The sequence below is a fragment of the Metabacillus rhizolycopersici genome, from assembly GCF_020075705.1.
This window is the reverse complement of the sequence record NZ_JAIQUM010000011.1, coordinates 43,173-63,341: the sequence shown is the minus strand read 5'-3', so window position 1 is coordinate 63,341 and position 20,169 is coordinate 43,173. Positions and strand designations below refer to the sequence as shown.

Annotated in this window: 17 protein-coding genes and 1 pseudogene; 12 read left to right on the top strand and 6 right to left on the bottom strand. The window is 35.7% G+C overall.

All coding sequences use genetic code 11. The features are described 5' to 3' along the window. Positions 1-26 precede the first annotated feature (26 nt). Positions 27-755, top strand: coding sequence for an amino acid ABC transporter permease (locus tag K9V48_RS07480; protein WP_224138080.1), 729 nt, complete (start codon positions 27-29; stop codon positions 753-755). 20 nt (positions 756-775) lie between these two features. Then, positions 776-1,510 carry an amino acid ABC transporter ATP-binding protein gene (locus K9V48_RS07475; protein WP_224138079.1) on the top strand — a complete coding sequence of 245 codons (735 nt, stop codon included), beginning with the start codon at positions 776-778 and terminating at the stop codon, positions 1,508-1,510. A gap of 179 nt (positions 1,511-1,689) precedes the next feature. Here K9V48_RS07475 and K9V48_RS07470 read toward each other — a convergent pair whose 3' ends face one another. After that, positions 1,690-2,451: a DeoR/GlpR family DNA-binding transcription regulator gene (locus K9V48_RS07470; protein WP_224138078.1), complete on the bottom strand. Its 762-nt coding sequence runs from the start codon at positions 2,449-2,451 to the stop codon at positions 1,690-1,692. A gap of 246 nt (positions 2,452-2,697) precedes the next feature. Here K9V48_RS07470 and K9V48_RS07465 point away from each other — a divergent pair, with 246 nt between their 5' ends. The 6 genes and pseudogenes from K9V48_RS07465 (at position 2,698) to K9V48_RS07440 (ending at position 8,536) form a co-directional block, all read left to right on the top strand. Beyond that, entirely contained in the window at positions 2,698-3,450 is a 753-nt protein-coding gene (locus K9V48_RS07465) for an ABC transporter ATP-binding protein (RefSeq protein ID WP_224138077.1), read from the top strand. Continuing rightward, positions 3,443-5,047: pseudogene (locus K9V48_RS07460) on the top strand (ABC transporter permease subunit); the annotation flags it as partial. The gene K9V48_RS07465 and the pseudogene K9V48_RS07460, both read left to right, overlap by 8 nt. 48 nt (positions 5,048-5,095) lie before the next feature. After that, entirely contained in the window at positions 5,096-6,088 is a 993-nt protein-coding gene (locus K9V48_RS07455) for an extracellular solute-binding protein (protein ID WP_224138125.1), read from the top strand. Positions 6,089-6,109: 21 nt separating this feature from the next. Further along, positions 6,110-7,204: a 2-aminoethylphosphonate--pyruvate transaminase gene (phnW, locus tag K9V48_RS07450; protein ID WP_224138076.1), complete on the top strand. Its 1,095-nt coding sequence runs from the start codon at positions 6,110-6,112 to the stop codon at positions 7,202-7,204. Beyond that, positions 7,201-8,016, top strand: coding sequence for a phosphonoacetaldehyde hydrolase (phnX, locus tag K9V48_RS07445; RefSeq protein WP_224138075.1), 816 nt, complete (start codon positions 7,201-7,203; stop codon positions 8,014-8,016). The genes phnW and phnX overlap by 4 nt, the downstream gene beginning before the upstream one ends. Before the next feature lie 46 nt (positions 8,017-8,062). Next, the gene (locus K9V48_RS07440) at positions 8,063-8,536 is read left to right on the top strand and encodes a hypothetical protein (RefSeq protein WP_224138124.1); all 474 of its coding nucleotides are present in this window, start codon (positions 8,063-8,065) and stop codon (positions 8,534-8,536) included. Between the two features lie 252 nt (positions 8,537-8,788). On the opposite strand, the gene K9V48_RS07435 is transcribed toward K9V48_RS07440, so the two are convergent. Then, on the bottom strand, positions 8,789-9,979 hold the full coding sequence (locus tag K9V48_RS07435; protein ID WP_224138074.1) for an SLC45 family MFS transporter: 1,191 nt from the start codon (positions 9,977-9,979) through the stop codon (positions 8,789-8,791). 1,008 nt (positions 9,980-10,987) lie between these two features. Between K9V48_RS07435 and K9V48_RS07430 the strand changes: the two genes are divergently transcribed. After that, positions 10,988-12,403 (top strand): MFS transporter, encoded by a 1,416-nt coding sequence (locus tag K9V48_RS07430; protein WP_224138073.1) that lies wholly within the window; start codon positions 10,988-10,990, stop codon positions 12,401-12,403. Between the two features lie 174 nt (positions 12,404-12,577). Here the strand turns inward: K9V48_RS07430 and K9V48_RS07425 are convergent, their stop codons facing one another. From K9V48_RS07425 to K9V48_RS07410, 4 genes are all read right to left on the bottom strand, one after another. Next, positions 12,578-13,588: a FecCD family ABC transporter permease gene (locus K9V48_RS07425; protein WP_224138072.1), complete on the bottom strand. Its 1,011-nt coding sequence runs from the start codon at positions 13,586-13,588 to the stop codon at positions 12,578-12,580. Next, positions 13,585-14,595 carry a FecCD family ABC transporter permease gene (locus K9V48_RS07420; RefSeq protein ID WP_224138071.1) on the bottom strand — a complete coding sequence of 337 codons (1,011 nt, stop codon included), beginning with the start codon at positions 14,593-14,595 and terminating at the stop codon, positions 13,585-13,587. The genes K9V48_RS07425 and K9V48_RS07420 overlap by 4 nt, the downstream gene beginning before the upstream one ends. A gap of 150 nt (positions 14,596-14,745) precedes the next feature. Next, positions 14,746-15,672, bottom strand: coding sequence for an iron-hydroxamate ABC transporter substrate-binding protein (locus K9V48_RS07415; protein WP_224138070.1), 927 nt, complete (start codon positions 15,670-15,672; stop codon positions 14,746-14,748). Beyond that, entirely contained in the window at positions 15,623-16,468 is an 846-nt protein-coding gene (locus K9V48_RS07410) for an ABC transporter ATP-binding protein (RefSeq protein WP_224138069.1), read from the bottom strand. The genes K9V48_RS07415 and K9V48_RS07410 overlap by 50 nt, the downstream gene beginning before the upstream one ends. 196 nt (positions 16,469-16,664) lie before the next feature. On the opposite strand from K9V48_RS07410, the gene K9V48_RS07405 reads away from it, so the two are divergent. The 3 genes from K9V48_RS07405 to K9V48_RS07395 all read left to right on the top strand — a co-directional run bounded on the left by K9V48_RS07405 (position 16,665) and on the right by K9V48_RS07395 (position 20,169). After that, positions 16,665-17,714 (top strand): NAD(P)/FAD-dependent oxidoreductase, encoded by a 1,050-nt coding sequence (locus tag K9V48_RS07405; protein WP_224138068.1) that lies wholly within the window; start codon positions 16,665-16,667, stop codon positions 17,712-17,714. Positions 17,715-18,112: 398 nt separating this feature from the next. Then, the gene (locus tag K9V48_RS07400) at positions 18,113-19,234 is read left to right on the top strand and encodes an ABC transporter ATP-binding protein (protein ID WP_224138067.1); all 1,122 of its coding nucleotides are present in this window, start codon (positions 18,113-18,115) and stop codon (positions 19,232-19,234) included. A 50-nt stretch (positions 19,235-19,284) separates the two neighbouring features. After that, positions 19,285-20,169 (top strand): carbohydrate ABC transporter permease, encoded by an 885-nt coding sequence (locus tag K9V48_RS07395; protein ID WP_224138122.1) that lies wholly within the window; start codon positions 19,285-19,287, stop codon positions 20,167-20,169.

Here is a 20,169-nt window from a genome sequence, read left to right as displayed (position 1 = left end):
TTATGATGAATCAAAGGAGGAGAAAAATGACCATCGAATGGATTGTAAAGATTATTGTTGAAAACTGGCCAATGTTCCTTCGTGGAGCGGGCATAACACTATTAATTGCTTTGATTGGTACTGTTTTTGGGGCTATTATTGGTTTACTTGCAGGAGTTATTCGTACCATTCCTAAGCCTGAAAAGGGAGCAAAAAGGGCCTTTTTAAAAATTATTAATGTCATCCTTTCTATTTATATTGAATTTTTCCGTGGAACACCGATGATTGTACAGGCTATGGTCATTTTTTATGGTTCAGCTTTAGCATTCGGTCTTGATATGAATCCATTAACAGCGGCAATATTTATCGTCTCAATTAATACAGGGGCTTACATGGCTGAATTTGTTCGTGGTGGAGTTCTTTCTATTGATAAAGGGCAATTTGAAGCAGCACATGCGCTAGGGATGAATCATATTCAAACAATGTTTAATGTCGTATTACCGCAAGTTATCCGTAATATTTTACCGGCAACAGGAAATCAATTTGTCATCAATATAAAAGATACTTCTGTACTTAATGTCATTTCTGTAACTGAATTATTTTTCCAAACAAAATCAATTGCAGGAAACAACTTTAGATATTTTGAATCGTTTTTTGTTGCGTGTGTCATTTATTTTGTCCTGACATTTACAGTAACGATTATTTTGCGCTTAATTGAAAAGAAATTAGATGGTCCTGATAATTACACAATGAATATTGGGGCTGAAAATAAATAACGAAAGAAGGAGGAGAGCTTATGGAAAAAGTAATTGATATTCAACATTTAAGAAAATCCTATGGATCTCATGAAGTTCTAAAAGACGTTGATTTTTCAGTAAATAAGGGAGAAGTCGTCTGTATCATTGGTTCCTCGGGGTCTGGTAAATCAACTCTTCTTCGTTGTATTAATCTGTTGGAAAAGCCAAGTGGCGGACAAATTATCTATAATGGTGAAGATATTTTAGATGACAAGCATGATATTCATGCCTATCGCCAAAATCTAGGTATGGTTTTTCAACAATTTAACTTATTTAACAATCACAATGTGTTAAGCAATTGTGTAGTGGGACAGGTTAAAGTGTTAAAGCGTACGAAAGAAGAGGCTGAAAAAATCGCGATGAACTATTTGCAAGTCGTTGGAATGGATAAATATCTAAATGCCAAGCCAAGTCAATTATCAGGTGGTCAAAAGCAACGTGTCGCGATTGCAAGAGCACTTTCAATGGAACCAGAAGTAATGTTGTTTGACGAACCAACATCAGCACTTGATCCTGAGATGGTAGGAGAAGTGCTTAAAGTCATGAAGGAGCTTGCAGAATCGGGACTTACAATGTTAATCGTAACGCATGAAATGGAATTTGCTAAAGAGGTATCTGATCGTATCGTCTTTATGGACAAAGGAGTTATTGCTGAAGAGGGAAGTCCAGAGCAAATTTTCAACCATCCAACACAAGAACGTACGAGGGAATTTTTAAAGCGGACGTTAAAATAGTTTGTCTATGAGGTTTTTGACAGGTAATAATGATGATAGACAGCGTAAGTGATAACTATATAGTAATTTACCCCTAATGACTAACAATTAGGGGCTTTTCTGTTTTCTAGATATATGTTTTCCCCTGAACTAAACGAGAAGAATTATTTCATTTGATTGCCGCTTTCTCAGAAGAATTCCTATTCAGAAATGATTAAGTTTGTACTTGTTTTTTCAAATTTAGGAATAAAATTTTTATTTAAATGATGGTCTGTAATAATGTAATCAATTTTATCAAGTGAAGCAACACCAACCGTTACATCTTTATTAAATTTTGTGCTATCAACGGCAACGTAGACTTCCTTTGATAATTCAATCATTTTTTTCCTTGTGACGGTTTCCTCTAAGTTATAGTCAGAAATTCCCTTTTCAATCGTAATGCCACTCGCACAAATAAATGCTTTTGATATATTTAATTCATGAAAATTAAATAAATAGTCATAAGATACGACTGACTTTTCATTTTGTCTTACTTTTCCTCCAATAATAATTAGCTCTACATCACTAGTTAATAACTCATTGACAACCGGGATTGAATTTGTGACAACCGTTAGCTTCTTTTTATCTTTAATATATTTAGCTATTTGATAAGTTGTTGAGCCACTATCAATATAAATACAATCACCGTCATTGATGTATTCACAACATTTTTGTGCAATCGATTCCTTTTCTTCTAAGTGACTGACCATCCGTTCATCGATTGTAGATTCTCCAAACTTCGATTCAACAAGCTTAATTCCACCATATATTTTTTCAATTTTCCCTTGTTTTGTTAGGAGGTTTAGATCTCTACGAAGTGTATCAACTGAAACTTGTAACTCCTCCGTTAGCTCAGATATCTTCAGTACCTTTTTAATCATTAGCAATTCGAGAATTTTCTTTTGCCTTTCAAGCGGAAACATACAATCCCCCATTCAACGTTATCATTTTAAACTTCTTTATAAGTTAAGTTTACTGTTAACGGATTATATATTCAAGATTGATTCAAAAAGTACATATAAAGTAATTAAAAATATTGATTAATATTGTCATGAAGTAGTCATGAATTAGTTATTATTTATGCAAAATTTACATAGTATTTACATAAATCTGTATTTTTATTTACATTTAACTTTTATACTAAGGTTGTGTTTAAGGAGGTGAACGGTTTGCTGAAATTACAAAATGTTAGCAAACATTACGATAATAAAGTTGTTTTAAATAATATAAATGTAGAAATTAACACAGGAGAAATCGTTTCACTACTAGGTCAAAGTGGAAGTGGTAAAACAACACTATTAAATATCATCCTGGGATTAACGAAGATGAACGATGGAAAAATCATTTTTAATGATATCGATATAAGCGACGTGACAATGAAGAATCGTGGATTTAATATCGTATTCCAAGATTATGCGCTTTTTCCTCATTTAAATGCTTACGAAAATATTGTATATGGTTTGAAAAATAAAAAGGGCCTCGTAACGGAAAAAGAGGTTCAGGAATATATAGAATTTTTGGAGTTAAAGCCTCATTTAACTAAGAAAATAGGAGAGTTATCTGGTGGTCAGAAACAACGGGTAGCGCTGGCGAGAACATTGGTCATGAAACCAAAAATTTTATTATTGGACGAGCCGTTGAGCGCATTAGACGGTGTCATAAAGGAATCGATTAAGCAACGTATTCAATCAATTGCAAGGGAATTTAAGCTTACGACAATTATTGTAACGCATGATCCAGAAGAGGCATTAACGCTGTCAGATAAAATATTAATCATCAATCAAGGTGAAATTTCTCAATTTGGCACACCTAAAGAGATCATTAACGAACCAAAAAATGATTTTGTGAAAGAATTTATTCTAAAACAATTACAAATTAAGAGACAAAATATTTATAACTTATTCGGTGAAACGGATGTCTAAAGTCAAACCAGAGATGCGCATCATTTATATACCGATATTATTGTTGTTTGCTATTTTTCTCTTATTGCCTCTCTGTATTTTATTTATCCGTTCAATTGAAACGGACAGTGGATTTGGTTTTGCAAATTATGCATCACTCCTGTCTAACCAAGATTTAATAGAGTCAATTGGAAATAGTATAAAAATTTCTAGCGTTACGGCTGTGATCACAACTATTTTAGCATTTATTCTTGCTTATTCGATTCATTGTACGAGAATCTATCGTCCGATAAAAGGTGCGATAAAAACTGGAATCCTTATCCCGATGTTACTTCCTACAATTACGTATGGATTTGCGATCATGTATTCCTTTGGAAACCAAGGATTAATAACGAAGATTGTTGGACGAAATTTATTTGAGATTTACGGATTTAACGGATTATTAATCGGCTATGTGATTTATACATTACCAGCAGCCTTTCTTCTTATTAATAACTCTTTTAAGTATATTGATAAAAAATTTATTATCGTTTCAAAGCTAATGGGTGATTCGGCGGTAAGAAGTTTTATGAACACAATCATTCGTCCACTTTTGGGAACATTGGGAGGAGCTTTTGTCCTTTCTTTTATCTTAAGTTTTACGGATTTTGGAATACCAGCTTCGGTTGGAGGAACGTATAACGTGGTAGCGACGCATCTGTATCAAGTTATGCTTGGTTCCATACCTGATTTTAATAATGGGGCTGTCATTGCAGTATTAATGTTGTTGCCGGCCGTGTTTGCAGTGTTCCTTTTAAGTTACCTTGAAAAGTTTAATTTCCATTATGATAAGTTTTCAGATACAGAGCTGATTCAACATAAGCTTAGAGATACTTTCTTAGGAATCATTTCATCTGTCATTTTGTTAGGAATGTTTTCTGTTTTTGTTGTCATGTTTATCGCACCATTTTTAACGAGTTATCCTTATGATCTTACCTTTACATTGAAGCATTTTATTGATGTATTTCAATCAAGTGATTTAATAATGGTTTATAAAAATTCATTATTCGTTGCGGCAGTGACTGCGGTATTTGGTACGCTAATTGCTTTTTGCTCAGCGATATTAAATGTTCGCACACCGTTAAAAGGGAAAGCAACAATTGATATCGTGTCGATGATTACGAACACAGTCCCAGGTATGGTACTCGGGTTATCGTATTTACTGCTTTTTAATGGCAGCAGTCTAAAAGGAACATTCATCATTATTATTCTATGTAATATTGTCCATTTCTTTACTACACCTTATTTAATGGCAAAAAACTCGCTATCTAAAATGAATCCATCTTGGGAAACGACTGGTGAGTTATTAGGAGATAGCTGGATCAAGACCGTCTATCGCGTCATTTTACCAAACTCAGCATCAACGGTAATTGAAATGTTTAGCTACTATTTTATTAATGCGATGGTAACGATTAGTGGAATTATCTTTTTAGTTTCAGCTCAAACCTCATTAGTAGCGAGCAAAATAAAAGAGCTGCAGCATTTTGCGAAATTTAATGAAATCTTTGTTTTATCACTATTAATCTTCGTTACCAATTTAGTAGTTAAATTACTTTGTGATTATTTTCAAAGAAAAACAACAATTAATAAACCACCCAAAATTAACGATACAAAGCGAGGAAAATTTATGATTAAAAACATGAACAAAATCATGCTGTCTCTTTTTGCACTGGGTTTAATCGTTGTATTAGTAGCGTGTAACAGTCAAAAGGAAGATGAAGTAAAAACAGTTGTGATTCAAACAAATGGTGATGAAGAAGCGATTGTAGCTATGGAAACTGCATTAAAAGAAGCTGGATATGAAGGAAAGTATACGCTTCAATCGTTAGGTACTTCTGAGTTAGGTGGAAAGCTCATGGCTGAAGGAGATCAAATGGAAGCAGATTTAGTCACAATGAGTTCTTATTTTACCGATAGTGCTCAACAAAAACACGCAATGTTTAAGGACCTAACGTTTAAAACAGATGCATTTGAACAATACCCATCATACTATACACCGATTTTAGCAATTACAGGTTCAATCTTTGTCAATACAGAAGTAATGAAAGAGAAGGGTTTAGCAACCCCAACCTCGATTAAAGATTTAACGAAACCAGAATATAAAGGACTAGTGTCGATTCCAAATATTTTAGACTCTTCGACAGGTTGGTTGTTAATTCAAGCTATTATTAGCCAATACGGTGAAGAGGAAGGAAAAGTAGTTCTGCATGATTTAATTGCAAATAGTGGTCCACATTTAGAAAGTTCTGGTTCAGGTCCGATTAAGAAAGTACAAGCTGGGGAAGTTGCTGCTGGTTTTGGGCTCCGCCATCAAGCGGTAGCGGCGAAAGAGGCTGGTGCACCAATTGATTTTATTGATCCAATTGAAGGGAACTTTTCACTAACTGAATCAATTGCTGTTGTGAATAAAGACGATAAAACAACGAAGCTTGCGATGGAAATGGCAGAAGTGATTATAAAAAATGCTAGAAAAGATTTAGTAACAAACTATCCTGTCGCACTTTATGAGGGTGAATCTGTTACTTCTATTAATAAGCCAGCACATATTAAGAAATTTGACCAACCATTAACAGTTGAACTATTAGAGCAACATCAACAATTTTTCAATTCAGTAAAATAGATCATGAGGGAGTGGAAGGAAATGAATACTTATAAACTTTTAACACCAGGTCCATTAACAACTACAAGTGCAGTTAAAGAGGAAATGCTCTTAGACCGATGTACTTGGGATCATGACTATAAAGAGATTACACAAAAAATTAGAGCACAGCTTCTTGAAATTGCGTCTGCTACAAAAGAGGAATATACCGTTGTTCTTATGCAAGGAAGCGGATCATTCGCTGTTGAATCTGTCATGACTACGTCTATAGGAATGAATGATAAAGTCCTTATTGTAACGAACGGTGCATATGGTGAACGCGTTGTGAAAATGGCCAAATATATTGGATTAAATCATATGGAATATCGTGTAGAATACAATGATTATCCAAATGAAAATGAAATAAGAGACATTTTAGAAGAAGATAGAAAGATTACACATATTGTTATGGTTCATTGTGAAACAACGACAGGAATTTTAAATCCGATTGAAATGATTGCAAAACTATCGAAGGAATATGGAAAAACGCTGATTATCGATGCGATGAGTAGCTTTGGTGGAATGGATATTAATGTATCTAAACTAGAAATCGACTATTTAATCAGCAGTGCAAATAAATGTATTCAAGGAGTTCCTGGGTTTGGGTTTGTTATTGCTAGATTAGAGAAACTTTTAGGTTGTGAAGGAAATGCGCGTAGTTTGTCATTAGATTTGTTTGATCAATGGAAGGAAATGGACAAGGATGGGAAATGGCGCTACACTTCTCCGACACATGTAGTAGCGGCATTTTCTAAAGCGATCGATGAATTAATTGAAGAAGGTGGTGTTTCAGCCCGATTTGCTCGCTATCAAAATAGTAATCGTATAGTAAGAGAAAAACTTGAAAAAATAGGGATTCATGCGTATATCTCGGCTGAAAAGCAATCACCAATTATTACAACATTCCTTTTTCCGAATGAGCGATTTAACTTTGAAGACTTTTATTCCTTTGTCAAAGAGAGAGGATATGTCATCTATCCAGGGAAGCTAACGGATGCAGATACATTCCGAATTGGAAATATTGGTGAAATTTATGAAGACGATATACAGGAATTATGCAATATTATCGAAGAATATATGAAAGTGGTGGCAAAATGAATAAAGTTGAAGGTGTAATTTTTGATTGGGCAGGGACAGCAGTTGATTTTGGATGTTTTGCACCGGTAAATGTGTTTATTGATATTTTTAAGAATGCTGGTATTGACGTGACGATGGAAGAAGCACGTGCTCCGATGGGGATGCTGAAAATTGATCATATTCGTGAGATGCTTTCGATGCCTAGAATTTCTGCATTATGGGAAGAGAAATACGGAAGAGCTTTTAACGAACAAGATGTGGAAAAATTGTATGCTAAATTTGAACCAGCACTTATGGCTTCCTTATCAGAGTATACAGATCCAATTCCGGAGGTCATTGAGACCGTACAAGTATTGAGAAATCAAGGGTTGAAAATTGGTTCGACAACAGGATATACAAAAACGATGATGGATGTCGTCGTTCCTAATGCTTTGAAAAAAGGCTATAGTCCGGATTTTTATGTTACACCTGATGAAACAAATTCTTATGGAAGACCATATCCTTATATGATTTATCGAAATATGGAGCAACTCAAGCTTTCGGCATCATGGAAGGTCGTAAAAGTAGGTGACACGACTTCTGATATTAAAGAAGGAGTTAATGCGGGCGTTTGGTCAGTTGGCGTTATTATTGGCAGCTCTGAAATGGGTTTAAGTTTAGATGAATTTAATGCTCTATCAGAATCAGAGCAAGAAGCCGCGATCTCCAAAACAGATCATTCCTTTAAGCAGAGTGGGGCAGACTTTACGATTCAATCGATGAGTGAATTTTCACAATTAATAGAGAAAATCAATCATCTTTTATCAGAAGGTAAGAGACCGAATGTAAGATGAACAAATTGATATTCACACTGAAATCCGTCTATGATAAGGTAGGCGGATTTTTTCATTTACAAAGGAAGAGGTAGACTGGGCATATGAAGTGTGGGATCAATTGGTGGAAGGGTTAACCAATTCTGATAATCATAAACGATCAAGATATGCACAATTCCTTTCTCATTTAGCAAAAAGTGATCCAGAGAAGAGGATACTACAAGATTTTCCTGCATTATGGGAAGTAACAAAAGATAAAAAATTTGTTACCGCAAGACATAGTTTGCAATCGATTTGGAAAGTAGGTCTTGCAGGACCTGAGCAAAAGGAAATGGTAATCAATCATCTTGTTAATCGCTTTATGAATTGCTTGGATGAGAAAAATTATACGTTAGTTCGTTTTGATATTATTCAAGGCCTAAGAAACCTTTATGATGAAGTAAAAGATGAAGAAATCAAACTAAAGGCATTAAGCTTAATTGAAGAAGTGGACGACCCTAAGTATCAAAAGAAATATGCAAAGGTATGGAAAAATCTATAAGTTTGCTAAGCAGATTTATTTGAAATGCTCGGGGAACAGGAATGCTATTGAAAAGGGAGACGAGAGTTCGGTGTTCAATCGTTTCCCTTTTCTTATTGTTTAGCGTAAAGTATAAAATTCTTGACTGCCTCTTGGGTCTACAGCCACTTTTGAATTGAAGGCAAAAAACACCTTCTATTCAAAAGCGTCTTATTTGCCCGAGGCTGATCAAGGCGCTTGCGCTTTTGTTCTGAATGTATTTCCCCTCAGTATTTATTCATTCAGTTTATGAGGTGAAATGGAAAGCGTCTCTTTATTGTTCACTTTAAGCATACAAGCTAGTGCCAAGAGCATACTCACTGCAGCAGCATAAAATAAAATTCCAAACCCAAATAAATCAATTAATAAACCTAAAGCTGGTGGGGAAATGATAGCTGCTAATGAGGAAGCGAAATAATATAAGCCGGTCCGTGTTCCAAAACTTTGTTCACTCCCCGTAGAAACGATAAATGGGTATGCATTGATATTAATACATGCCCAAAACATGCCGCCTGCTAAGAGAATAGCGCGTAAATAAAAGACTGATTCTACCCAATTTAAGAGAATAAATGAGAAAGCTAAACCAATGATACCGATCAATATCATTTTTTTCTTACCGAATTTTGCACCCAATAAGCCACATGGTATGGAAGATAGTACAAAACTTAAGGAAAAGAACGCTAGTGAGAATGCGGAGGCACTCTTTGATAAGCCAAGCTCATTTACCCCATACAAAGTAAATAAGGCTTCCATTCCTTGAATAGCAATAAACCAAAAGAAAATGGCAGCTAATAGGAAAACAGTTGTTGAATTTAATTCCCTTTTGTAGTCAATTTTTGGCGAAGTAGTCATCGAATAGGGGATTGCATCTCGGTTTTCCTTAATATTTGTAAAGATAACGAATAGAGCCACTAAGAAAACCGCTGAAACTACTAGAAATGGCAGTGATTCTTCTACACTATATAAATAGGAGCCTAAGGTAAATGCTAAAATTGCACCGCAGCCTCCCATGAAATTAATTACCCCGTTCGCTTTTGTTCGCTTCGTATCTGGAGTAATATCTGGCATTAAGGCAATTGTCGGTGATCGGAAAATAGCCATAGATAAGTTCATACATACCATTAAAATGATTAATGTAGCTAAACTGGTGTGGAATGGAATAAGGGTAAAGAATAGAGCGGCGATTGGCATACCAATTAACAAATAAGGCATTCGGCGACCAAAGCGTGTATTTGTACGGTCACTGCGGTTTCCGATGTAAGGTTGTAGAAAAAGGGCAATATAATTATCAATCGTCATCAGAAAGCCTATTAATGCCGTACTCGTAAGATAATGATCAAGAAAGAATGGTACAAATCCATTATATAATGACCATCCGATACTAATGCTGAAAAAGCCAAATCCTAACAACCATGTTTTTTTCATCAAAAATCTCCTTAAAATTGATTTTATAAATAAGTCGTATAGGAATTTTGTTAATGGATCAATCATCAGAATGAAAGTACTCACTTGCACCTGAAGAGCGATTATCCATGTAAAGGATATAACAGAATATAAAAATGGTGGCACTTATCAAGATATGAAAAAAGGTGACCCTATTATAGTATGCTGTTTTGCATGCTAATTTGCTTATATCCTTTTTCTTTCTGTTAATGTGGGATAAAACTCACGCTTTTATCTAATGATAATGATAATACCACTAAGAAAAGCGCAAGCGCCTTGTTTAGTTTGGGGTAAATAAGGCGCTCAGGAATAGAGGGTGTTCTCTGCCTGCAATTCCTGAGTGACTGTAGACCCAAGGGGCTAGACACTGGAGCTAGATAGGAAAATTAAGTCGACATTTTTGTGCTTTTTTACCATTTGAAAGTTGTTGCATGGATAACTAACTATCGATAGTAGTGTTGATTTATTTTGTGAACGGTTAATACATCGCTTACAAAACGGTTGACCAACTAATTAAATGGTGCTAAACTACTACTATAGTAATTAATTAGTTTATCAAACTAATTACTAAGTATTTCGAGATACAATAATAGATTCTAAGGTTTTATAAAGATCATTATTAAAGCAAGGTTACTTTGTAAGCGATTAATATATCGCTTGAGGAAACTGGAAAAGAAACCAACTAATTAAATTTCTATCCAATCGTGAAAGGGATTTTGAATAATTTAGATTAGATAGGTATTTTGTAAACGGTTAATAGAGCGTTTGCATTGGGAATCAACAAGCTTAATCAATTAATGATAAGGGTTATGAATGAAACAAACCTTATATCTAACTGTACAAGGAATAAATAATAAAGCTTTTCCCATTTATGAAAAGGGTTTCAGAAATGGGAAATCAGAATGATAAACACATTTACGGTGGATCATCCTCTTGTTGTTTTAGCGGAGAGTCACTAAATTACAATTTCAAAGTAATGGAGGGATAATAATGGGTATTGCAAATCTAAAAGCTACAGAACCAGTAGCTAAAAACCCGGAGTTTAGAAAGTTTGGTATGAAAGATAAACTTGGTTATATGTTTGGTGATTTTGGGAATGACTTCTTCTTCATCCTAGTAAGTTCATTCTTAATGGTTTATTATACAGACGTGTATGGCCTTAGTGCAGCGTTTGTAGGAATGCTCTTTTTAATTGCTAGATTATGGGATGCTGTTGCGGATATTACGTGGGGGCGTTTCATTGACACAAGAAAGTCTGGTAAGCATGGTAAATTTAAACCATGGATTTTCAGAATGTCATTTCCACTTGTTATTTCGGGTGTATTAATGTTTGTGCATATTCCAGGAATGTCTAATGGGTTTTATGCAGCATACGCATTTGTTACGTATATCATATGGGGGACTTTATATAGTACAGTAAATATTCCTTATGGTTCAATGGCATCTGTTATTACAAGCGATCCAGTTGAACGTACGACTTTATCAACGTTCAGAACAATGGGAGCAATGTTAGCGAGTTTAATTATTAATGCAGTTGGACCATTGATTGTATTTGTTGACAATAAGGCAGATGCAAACGGATTCTTAATGGCAGCGATTATGTTTGGTATCCTTTCAATCGCTTGTTATATGGCGTGTGTTAAATTATCAACTGAACGTATTGTGGCACCTGAACGTAAAGCGACAGATAAAAAAGGTGGCATGGGTACAACAGTCAAAGGTCTTATGAAAAACAAACCATTAATCTCAATTCTTTTTGCATCACTCCTTTTCATGATGTGTATGATGCTGATTGGTGCAGTTAACGTATATTTATTTAAAGATTATTTTGGTAACGCTACAGCATTAAGCTTAGTAGGGATCATCCAAACAGTTGCGACATTTGTTGCGATTCCATTAGTAAAACCACTTGTTTCGAAATTTGGTAAAAAAGAAATTGCATCAGTAGGGATGCTATTTGCAGCTCTTATCTATGGTCTTTTATACTTCTTACCAAACATCACGACAACTCAATTTATTATCGTCGGTGCTTTAGGAATGTTTGGAATGGCATTTTTCAATATCGTCGTTTGGGCATTTGTTACAGACGTAATTGATTACCACGAATATTTAACAGGTTTACGTGAAGATGGAACAGTTTATTCTGTTTATTCATTCGCACGTAAAGTAGGACAAGCACTTGCTGGTGGTATTGGTGGGTTTGCGATTGCTGCAGTTGGATATGATGCAACGCGTGAGGCACAAACTCAAGGTGCACTTGATGGGATTTATGCGCTAGGTACTTTAGTACCTGCAATCACCTACTTGATTGTTTTCCTAATTTTAGTATTCATCTATCCATTGACGAAGCAACGTCTTAACCAACTTACAAGTGATTTAGCTGAAAAAAGAAAAGGCAATAATTAAGTCCTTTGATTAATAAATTAAAAAGGGAGTTCAATTCGTAAATGAATTGGACTCCCTTTTTTTTCTTATAGCGTATAAGAAAAGCATCGGTCAATAACCGATGCCTTTTCTTGTCTTATATACAATGCTAACTATTGTGATTACGGATGTTACACATATCCTTTATGATTACCCTTATTTTTTCAATAACAAATACATAAAATACGGTGCACCAATCAATGCAACCATAAGACCAGCGGGAATGCCGTCTGGCTCAATTATATTACGTCCAATCGTATCTGCAAGTAATAATAACCATCCACCATTCAAAATGGCGACAGGAATAAATAACTGATTTCTAGGCCCTACAAGAGCCTTTGCAATATGTGGAGCCATTAGTCCGATAAATGAAATGCCTCCTGTGACGGAAACTGCAGAAGCAGCTAACGCGACAGCTGTTAGCAGTAATACGATCCGTTCCTTTTCGATTGATACACCTACGCCAATTGCTACAGGTTCGCTTAGCCCTAGAAGATTCAATCGATTGGCTTTGTATAAAGTAAAGGGAATGAGAATCGCTAACCATGGGAGGAGCGCCCAAATAAAGGGCCAATCGGCACCCCAAATATTCCCGGCTAACCATTTTGCTATAAAATCTACCTTTGAACGTTCAGCGGATGAAATAAGTACAATCATTAACCCAGAAAGCGCCATTGAAAAACCGACTCCAACTAGCACTAATGTTACTGGTTGAAGACCTTGATTTCTTTTATACGCAAAAATATAGATTAGGCACGCTGTTAGTAAAGCACCGATAAAAGCGACAAGTGGAAGGTAATAAACAAATGAAGCTGCATTATTTATAGGGACAAACAAAAAGAAAATTGCAATTGCAACTCCTGCTCCAGAGTTAATCCCAATAATACCAGGATCAGCTAAATCATTACGTGTGATTCCTTGTAAAATTGCGCCTGATAAAGCGAGTGCCATGCCTGCTAACAGGGTAATTATGATTCGTGGTAGCCGAATAGAAAATAGAACAAATTCCTCTTTAAACGTACCTTGTCCAAATAGGGTTGGAAGTAGTCTGTCATAAGAAAGTGATGAGTATCCCATTCCCGTCCCAATGATGATTGTAATTGTAATAAGTGCTAATAAACTAAATAGTATAAGCCGCTGTTTTTTTACTAAGGCTGGTTGAATCATGAGAATGCCTTTCCTCCTTTACGCACGATAAACAGGAAGAAGGGTAATCCTATTATCGAGACAATAGCTACCACAGGTGTTTCATATGGAGAATTGATTACTCGTCCAATTGTATCGGCAAATAGCATAAACGTGGCTCCAGATATTGCTGACATTGGGATAATGAACCGATAATCAGTTCCAACAATTCCACGAACAATATGAGGAACGAGTAAACCAACGAATGCCATATTTCCGACAAGGGCAACAGCAGCACCGGCGAGTAGTATGATAATGATAAAAAGAACTGTTTTTATCCGTGTTGTCTTTTGTCCTAATCCAACCGCGACTTCTTCACTTAAACTAAGGATAGTAAGTTGTCTTGAAAGGAATAGCGAAAGTACGATACCTATTGTAATAAATGGAACAATGACTTGAAGTTGATTCCAAGAAGTTCCGATCAATCCTCCTGCTGTCCACATTGATACATCTTTTGATATTTTGAAGTAAATACCGGTTCCCTCCGCGATTGCGTATAAGAAGGCAGAGACTGCAGCGCCAGCTAATACAATTCGAAGTGGAGAAAAGCCACCCTTTTTCATTGCACCAATCCCAAAAACCATCATTGTTCCGATAGCCGCCCCGATAAAGCAAGCGATCATAATTACGAAGTAATTCGCTGAAGGGATAAATACTAGCGTTATGGCCAGTGCTGCATTTGCGCCTGCAGTTAAGCCAAGTAAGCCTGGATCAGCAAGTGGATTTCTTGTAATTCCTTGCATAATCGCACCAGAAACCGCTAGTGCAGCCCCAACAAAAATCCCCGCAATTTCACGAGGTAAACGAATTTCACGGATGATTGAAATATTATCGCTCATAGCATCAGAAGTAAATGCGAGCCAGACATCTTTAATTGTGGTGTCTGCTGCCCCAAAAATCATTGCAGCAACAAACATACCAGCAAACACAAGTAATCCGACAATCAATTTAAATACAAATGGAATAGAATGTTGATTTTTTTTTGTCATCAGTCACTCATCTTTCTTTCGTAAAATATAGAAAAGAGGATGACACATAAGGAAATGTCACTCCAATCGGATAAATATAGATTGTTTCTCAGGGGGAGAAGCAATCTATATTTGGTTAGAGTGGAGATCCTTAGTGTCCTCCTCGTCAGTTTAATTACCTAGAAAGCTATCGATAAAGAAGTCTAGTTGGAAATCTAATGTAATTGGGTCATTAAAATAGAACTCTTTCATGTTTACTTCAAATACTTGATTGTTTTTTACAGCTGGAATATTTTTGTACGTATCTGTTTCTTGGAATGAATTATCTGTATCTTTGTCTTTACTAAAAATGACGTAGTCTCCAGCAAACTCAGGTAGAACTTCTAATGATAATGCATAGTATCCATCTTTTAATGCCGTTTCTTTTACTTTTTTAGGCATTGGTAATTTCATTTCTTGATATAAAATTTCTGTGCCACGACCCCAGTTGTCGCCATATACGTAAAGCTGTTTATCAAAGTTTTCAATGACTGAAACAGTGGAGTCTGCACCGATTTTTGCTTTAATATCCTCTCCGGCTGCATGGGCACGCTTTTTGAAATCGTCTACCCAAGCTTGAGCTTCTTCTTCTTTATTCAAAAGTTTCCCAATTTCTAAGTGCTGTGTTAAATAATCTACTTTTCCGTATGTATACGTTACCGTAGGAGCAATTTCATTTAATTTATCAATGTTTTTAATTGTTGATAATCCGATGATTAAATCTGGTTCTAATTCAATGATTTTTTCTAAGCTTTCGTCTGAAACTTCCTCAACATCTTTTAATGTTCCATCAAAACGTGGATTCATTTTCGACCATGAATCAACTCCAACGAGATTTACATCTAAAGCCATAACATTACCTGCGAAGGAAGAAAGAACGACAACACGCTGTGGGTCAGCGGGAACTTCGATAGGGCCATTTTCAGACTGATATGTAATCGTTTCTGATTTGCCTTTATCTTCTGTAGTGGATTTATTTTCATTTCCGGTTGATTCGTTGCCACAAGCACTAATAATTAGAAAGAATAGTAGGGTAAATGGGATTAATAGCTTTTTCATTTTTACTGTCTCCTTTTATTAAATTGTATGTCATACACATTGGTTTGTTTGTGCGGGGATCACGCCCGATTTCTGCATCAATTTGAAACACCTTTTTTAGCACATCATGTGTTATCACATTTTCACAGTTCCCAGCTTTTATGATTTCGCCCTCTTTTAGGGCGATAATATAGTCAGCGAAACGAGCAGCTTGGTTTAAATCATGGAGAACCATAACAATTGTACGTTCCTGTTCTATATTCAGTTGTTGCAAAAGCTCTAAAACTTCTAGTTGATGGGCCATATCTAAATAGGTTGTCGGTTCATCTAGAAAGATCATTTCCGTTTCTTGTGCAAGAGCCATTGCAATCCAAACACGTTGGCGTTGACCTCCGGAAAGGGCATCGACTGGACGGAACTTAAAGTCCTTTGTTCCTGTGACTTCAAGTGCCCAGTCAATGACTTCATAATCTCTTTTCGATAAGCGTCCAAACCCCTTTTGATAGGGAAAGCGGCCATATGATACAAGCTCACCGACTGTTAATCCACTTGCAGTTTCAGGTGTTTGCGGAAGAATTGCCATTTTTTTAGCAAGTAGCTTGGTACTTTCCTTTGAAATATTCTCTCCATCTAGAACGACTGCTCCAGATTGATAAGGAATGATCCGCGTGATTGCTTTCAATAATGTCGATTTTCCACAGCCATTTGAACCGATAATTGTGGTGATTTTTTTTGTGGGAATTTCTATATTTAGATCTTTCACAATTAAATGTTCTCCATAGCCAATGTTTAAGTTATCTGTATACAGGTGAGCCATTTTATAACCTCCAATCGCTAAAAAGTAAAGCATCCAAATTATTGATAACGATTATCATTTTCATATTATGCAACTAAATATAATTCTAACCTTTATTAATGTCAATCATTATTTTTGTTGTAAAACGGAAGAAAAGAGTGTATGTTTTAGTGAGAATGATAATCAATAACATTTTGATATCTAGGGGTGAACGAAAATGGATCAGCAGGAATTATTTGATGTGACAGTTATTGGAGGAGGTCCAGCAGGGCTTTATTCAACTTTTTATAGTGGACTTAGAGAAATGAAAACAAAGCTTATTGAGTATCAACCACAATTAGGTGGGAAAGTTCATGTCTATCCAGAGAAAATGATTTGGGATGTTGGTGGGTTAACGCCAATACCAGGGGAAAAATTAATTGAACAGCTCGTCGCACAAGGATTAACGTTCAACCCTGAAGTAGTGCTGAATGAAAAGGTTGAATCGATAACACGTAATGAAGAGAATCTATTTGTATTACATACTGCCTCTGGTCAAAAGCATTTTTCGAAAACAGTCATTGTGGCTGTGGGTGGAGGGATATTAAATCCTCAAAAGCTCGAGATAGAAGGTGCTGAAAGATTCGAAGTATCTAACTTAAATTACACAGTGAAGTCATTAAGACGTTTTAAGGATAAAACAGTCATCATTTCAGGTGGAGGGAACTCGGCAATCGATTGGGCAAATGAATTAGAGCCGATCGCCAAAAGAGTTTATTTAACATATAGAAAAGCTGAATTAGCAGGTCATGAAGCACAAGCGACACAGCTAATGGACAGTTCTGCTGTTTGTTTCTTTCAAACGACAATTACGAAATTAATTGCTAGTCCTAATCATGAAGTGATTGAAAAAGTGGAATTGACAAATCATGAAACAGGGGAGATTACGTACTTACCAATTGATGAAGTCATTATTAATCATGGGTATGAACGCGATACAACATTATTGAAAAATAGTGATTTGAATCTTGAAATGGTCGATGACTATTATATTTCAGGCAATCCGATGAGTGAAACGTCAATAGCTGGACTTTACGCTGCTGGTGATATTCTCATGCATGATGGCAAATTACATTTAATCGCTGGTGCTTTCCAAGATGCGGCCAACGCTGTAAACAAAGCAAAACAATTTATTCAGCCAGATGCATATAAAAGTGGTATGGTCTCTTCGCATAATGAAATCTTTAAAAAACGTAATAAGGAACTAGTGAAACAAATGATGAAGTAAACCTCTTCTTGTTCACTGTTGACTCATTAATTAAATACAGACGACTCAAAAGGGTCAGACTCCACAAGGAGTCTGACCCTTTGTTCTTGTTTAGCATAACTATAAAATTCTTGTACTGTGGATAAACGCATGACATCCAGCTCTAGAGCTTTTGTTCTTAAGTGTCTTTTAATCTCCTCAATTATTTGAATTTAAAGATTAATATTAGGATGAAAATTCATCTGCACGAATACATTAGGCAATTCCAAATTTATCTAATGTTAATGAAATGTAAATTATGTAAATTGAAGACGCTCTCTTTATGCCTTGTTTAACTTTGTGTAATGATTTTGTAAATATGGAATATATTGTGTCGATTTATGTTTAAATTGAGTTTGATTAAAGCAGGAGGTTGAGATATGAAGCAAGTTGAATTGATTGATATTTCAAAGTCATACGACAAGCAAACAAATGTATTAAATGAAATGAATCTATCGATTAACAAAGGAGAGTTCTTTGTATTAGTCGGTCCTTCTGGATGTGGGAAAAGTACTTTATTAAGAATGATTGCAGGGTTAGAAGAAATTACTGGGGGCGTGCTAAAGCTAAATGGTGAAGTAGCAAATCACTTACCTCCTAAAAATAGAAATTTATCTATGGTTTTTCAAAATTATGCGCTCTACCCTCATTTAACAGTGGAACAAAATATTCTTTTTGGACTAGATGTTAAGAAGGTTAATAAAAAGGAACAAAAGAGAAGGCTATTGGAAACGGCAGAAATGATTGGCTTAAGTGAATTATTAAAAAGGAAGCCAAAAGAATTATCTGGTGGTCAAAGACAAAGGGTGGCACTGGCTAGATCAGTAGTAAGTGAAGCACCGCTTTGCCTAATGGATGAGCCACTCTCAAATTTAGATGCAAAATTGCGTGCCCATATGCGTGTAGAGATTCGTAGATTACAAAGAAAATTGGGTCTGACAATGATCTATGTGACACACGATCAAGTAGAAGCAATGACAATGGGTGATAGAATTATGGTGCTAAATGATGGCAAAGTACAACAGGTTGGCGAACCTATTACTTTATATAATGAACCAGCAAATACATTTGTTGCTTCCTTTATTGGTTCTCCGAAGATGAATATGGGAAAAGCAGAGCTGTCAGTTGAAAATAAACAAATTATTGTAGAGAACAAGCTTACATTTCATTTAACTCAAACAGATATTCAACGTATTCCATCAACGAAAAAGACAACAATCGGTATTAGAGCGGAGCATATTTACCCAGCAAATGAACTCGACGCAACACATTACTTGGAAGTCGCTAGTGTAGAGCATTTAGGAAATGAAACGATGATTGTGTTTGAGGAAGTTGGTCATCAATTATGGAATGCTAAATGGCCTGGTCAATGGATGGTTAATCCAGGGGACAGAGTTCCTGTTACTATATCCGTTGAAAACTTGTGTTTCTTTGATGCAGACAATGGTCAACTATTACAACCAGCATATAAGGGGCAAGAGCAAGGGGTTGTTGCTCAATGAAAACAGAAGTAGCGGTGCAGTTTGAACAAAATGCGATTCAATTTGAGAAGATGAAAAAGCAACAGCGTAAAATGAATTTAGTAAAGGGCCTTATATTTTTATCACCTTCCATCATTTTATTTAGTATTTTCATATTTTATCCAATGATTCGTACAGTTTATCTAAGTTTCTTTTTAACAACTCAAGCAGGTGCAACAACCGCTTTTGTTGGGATGCAAAATTACATAGATATTTTCACATCACCTTTATTTCTAAAAAGCTTAACATCGACCTTTTTATTCGTTCTCTATACATTGCCAGGAACGATTATTATTAGCCTATTTTTGGCAGTGATTGCAAATGAAAAGTTAAAAGGAGTAGGATTTTTTCGGATGATCTTCTCATCATCTATGGGAATTTCCGTAGCTGCCGCTTCCGTATTTTGGCTGTTTTTATTTCACCCAAGTATTGGTTTTTTTAACAACATTTTAGCCGCTATTGGCTTTGATAAGATCGGCTGGCTAACAGATACATCATGGGCGCTACTCTCTGTGTCGTTATCTACAATTTGGATGAATCTTGGTTTTACATTTTTAATTTTGCTTGGTGGCTTACAGTCAATCGACTCCAACCTATATGAAAGTGCAGATATTGATGGTGCTGGCTATTTTTATAAATTACGTCGAATTACGATACCGATGCTTTCACCTACATTGTTCTTTGTTATCACTGTTTCAATTATTAACGCATTTCAAACCTTTGGCCAAATTGACATGTTAACAAAAGGCGGGCCAAGTAATGAAACAAATCTTATCGTTTACTCAATTTATCGTGAAGCATTTGTGAATTATCAGTATGGTTCGGCCAGTGCGCAAGCTGTCGTCTTGTTCATTATTATTTTAATTATGACTCTCGTTCAGTTCAAGGTAGGAGAAAGGAAGGTACATTATCAATGA

What these genes read in the sequence shown, in the direction of transcription:
- K9V48_RS07480 (WP_224138080.1), top strand. Translation starts at nt 27, where the DNA reads ATGACCATCGAATGGATTGTAAAGATTATTGTTGAAAACTGGCCAATG.
- K9V48_RS07475 (WP_224138079.1), top strand. Translation starts at nt 776, where the DNA reads ATGGAAAAAGTAATTGATATTCAACATTTAAGAAAATCCTATGGATCT.
- K9V48_RS07470 (WP_224138078.1), bottom strand. Translation starts at nt 2,451, where the DNA reads ATGTTTCCGCTTGAAAGGCAAAAGAAAATTCTCGAATTGCTAATGATT.
- K9V48_RS07455 (WP_224138125.1), top strand. Translation starts at nt 5,096, where the DNA reads ATGATTAAAAACATGAACAAAATCATGCTGTCTCTTTTTGCACTGGGT.
- phnW (WP_224138076.1), top strand. Translation starts at nt 6,110, where the DNA reads ATGAATACTTATAAACTTTTAACACCAGGTCCATTAACAACTACAAGT.
- phnX (WP_224138075.1), top strand. Translation starts at nt 7,201, where the DNA reads ATGAATAAAGTTGAAGGTGTAATTTTTGATTGGGCAGGGACAGCAGTT.
- K9V48_RS07435 (WP_224138074.1), bottom strand. Translation starts at nt 9,979, where the DNA reads ATGAAAAAAACATGGTTGTTAGGATTTGGCTTTTTCAGCATTAGTATC.
- K9V48_RS07430 (WP_224138073.1), top strand. Translation starts at nt 10,988, where the DNA reads ATGGGTATTGCAAATCTAAAAGCTACAGAACCAGTAGCTAAAAACCCG.
- K9V48_RS07425 (WP_224138072.1), bottom strand. Translation starts at nt 13,588, where the DNA reads ATGATTCAACCAGCCTTAGTAAAAAAACAGCGGCTTATACTATTTAGT.
- K9V48_RS07420 (WP_224138071.1), bottom strand. Translation starts at nt 14,595, where the DNA reads ATGACAAAAAAAAATCAACATTCTATTCCATTTGTATTTAAATTGATT.
- K9V48_RS07415 (WP_224138070.1), bottom strand. Translation starts at nt 15,672, where the DNA reads ATGAAAAAGCTATTAATCCCATTTACCCTACTATTCTTTCTAATTATT.
- K9V48_RS07410 (WP_224138069.1), bottom strand. Translation starts at nt 16,468, where the DNA reads ATGGCTCACCTGTATACAGATAACTTAAACATTGGCTATGGAGAACAT.
- K9V48_RS07405 (WP_224138068.1), top strand. Translation starts at nt 16,665, where the DNA reads ATGGATCAGCAGGAATTATTTGATGTGACAGTTATTGGAGGAGGTCCA.
- K9V48_RS07400 (WP_224138067.1), top strand. Translation starts at nt 18,113, where the DNA reads ATGAAGCAAGTTGAATTGATTGATATTTCAAAGTCATACGACAAGCAA.
- K9V48_RS07395 (WP_224138122.1), top strand. Translation starts at nt 19,285, where the DNA reads ATGAAAAAGCAACAGCGTAAAATGAATTTAGTAAAGGGCCTTATATTT.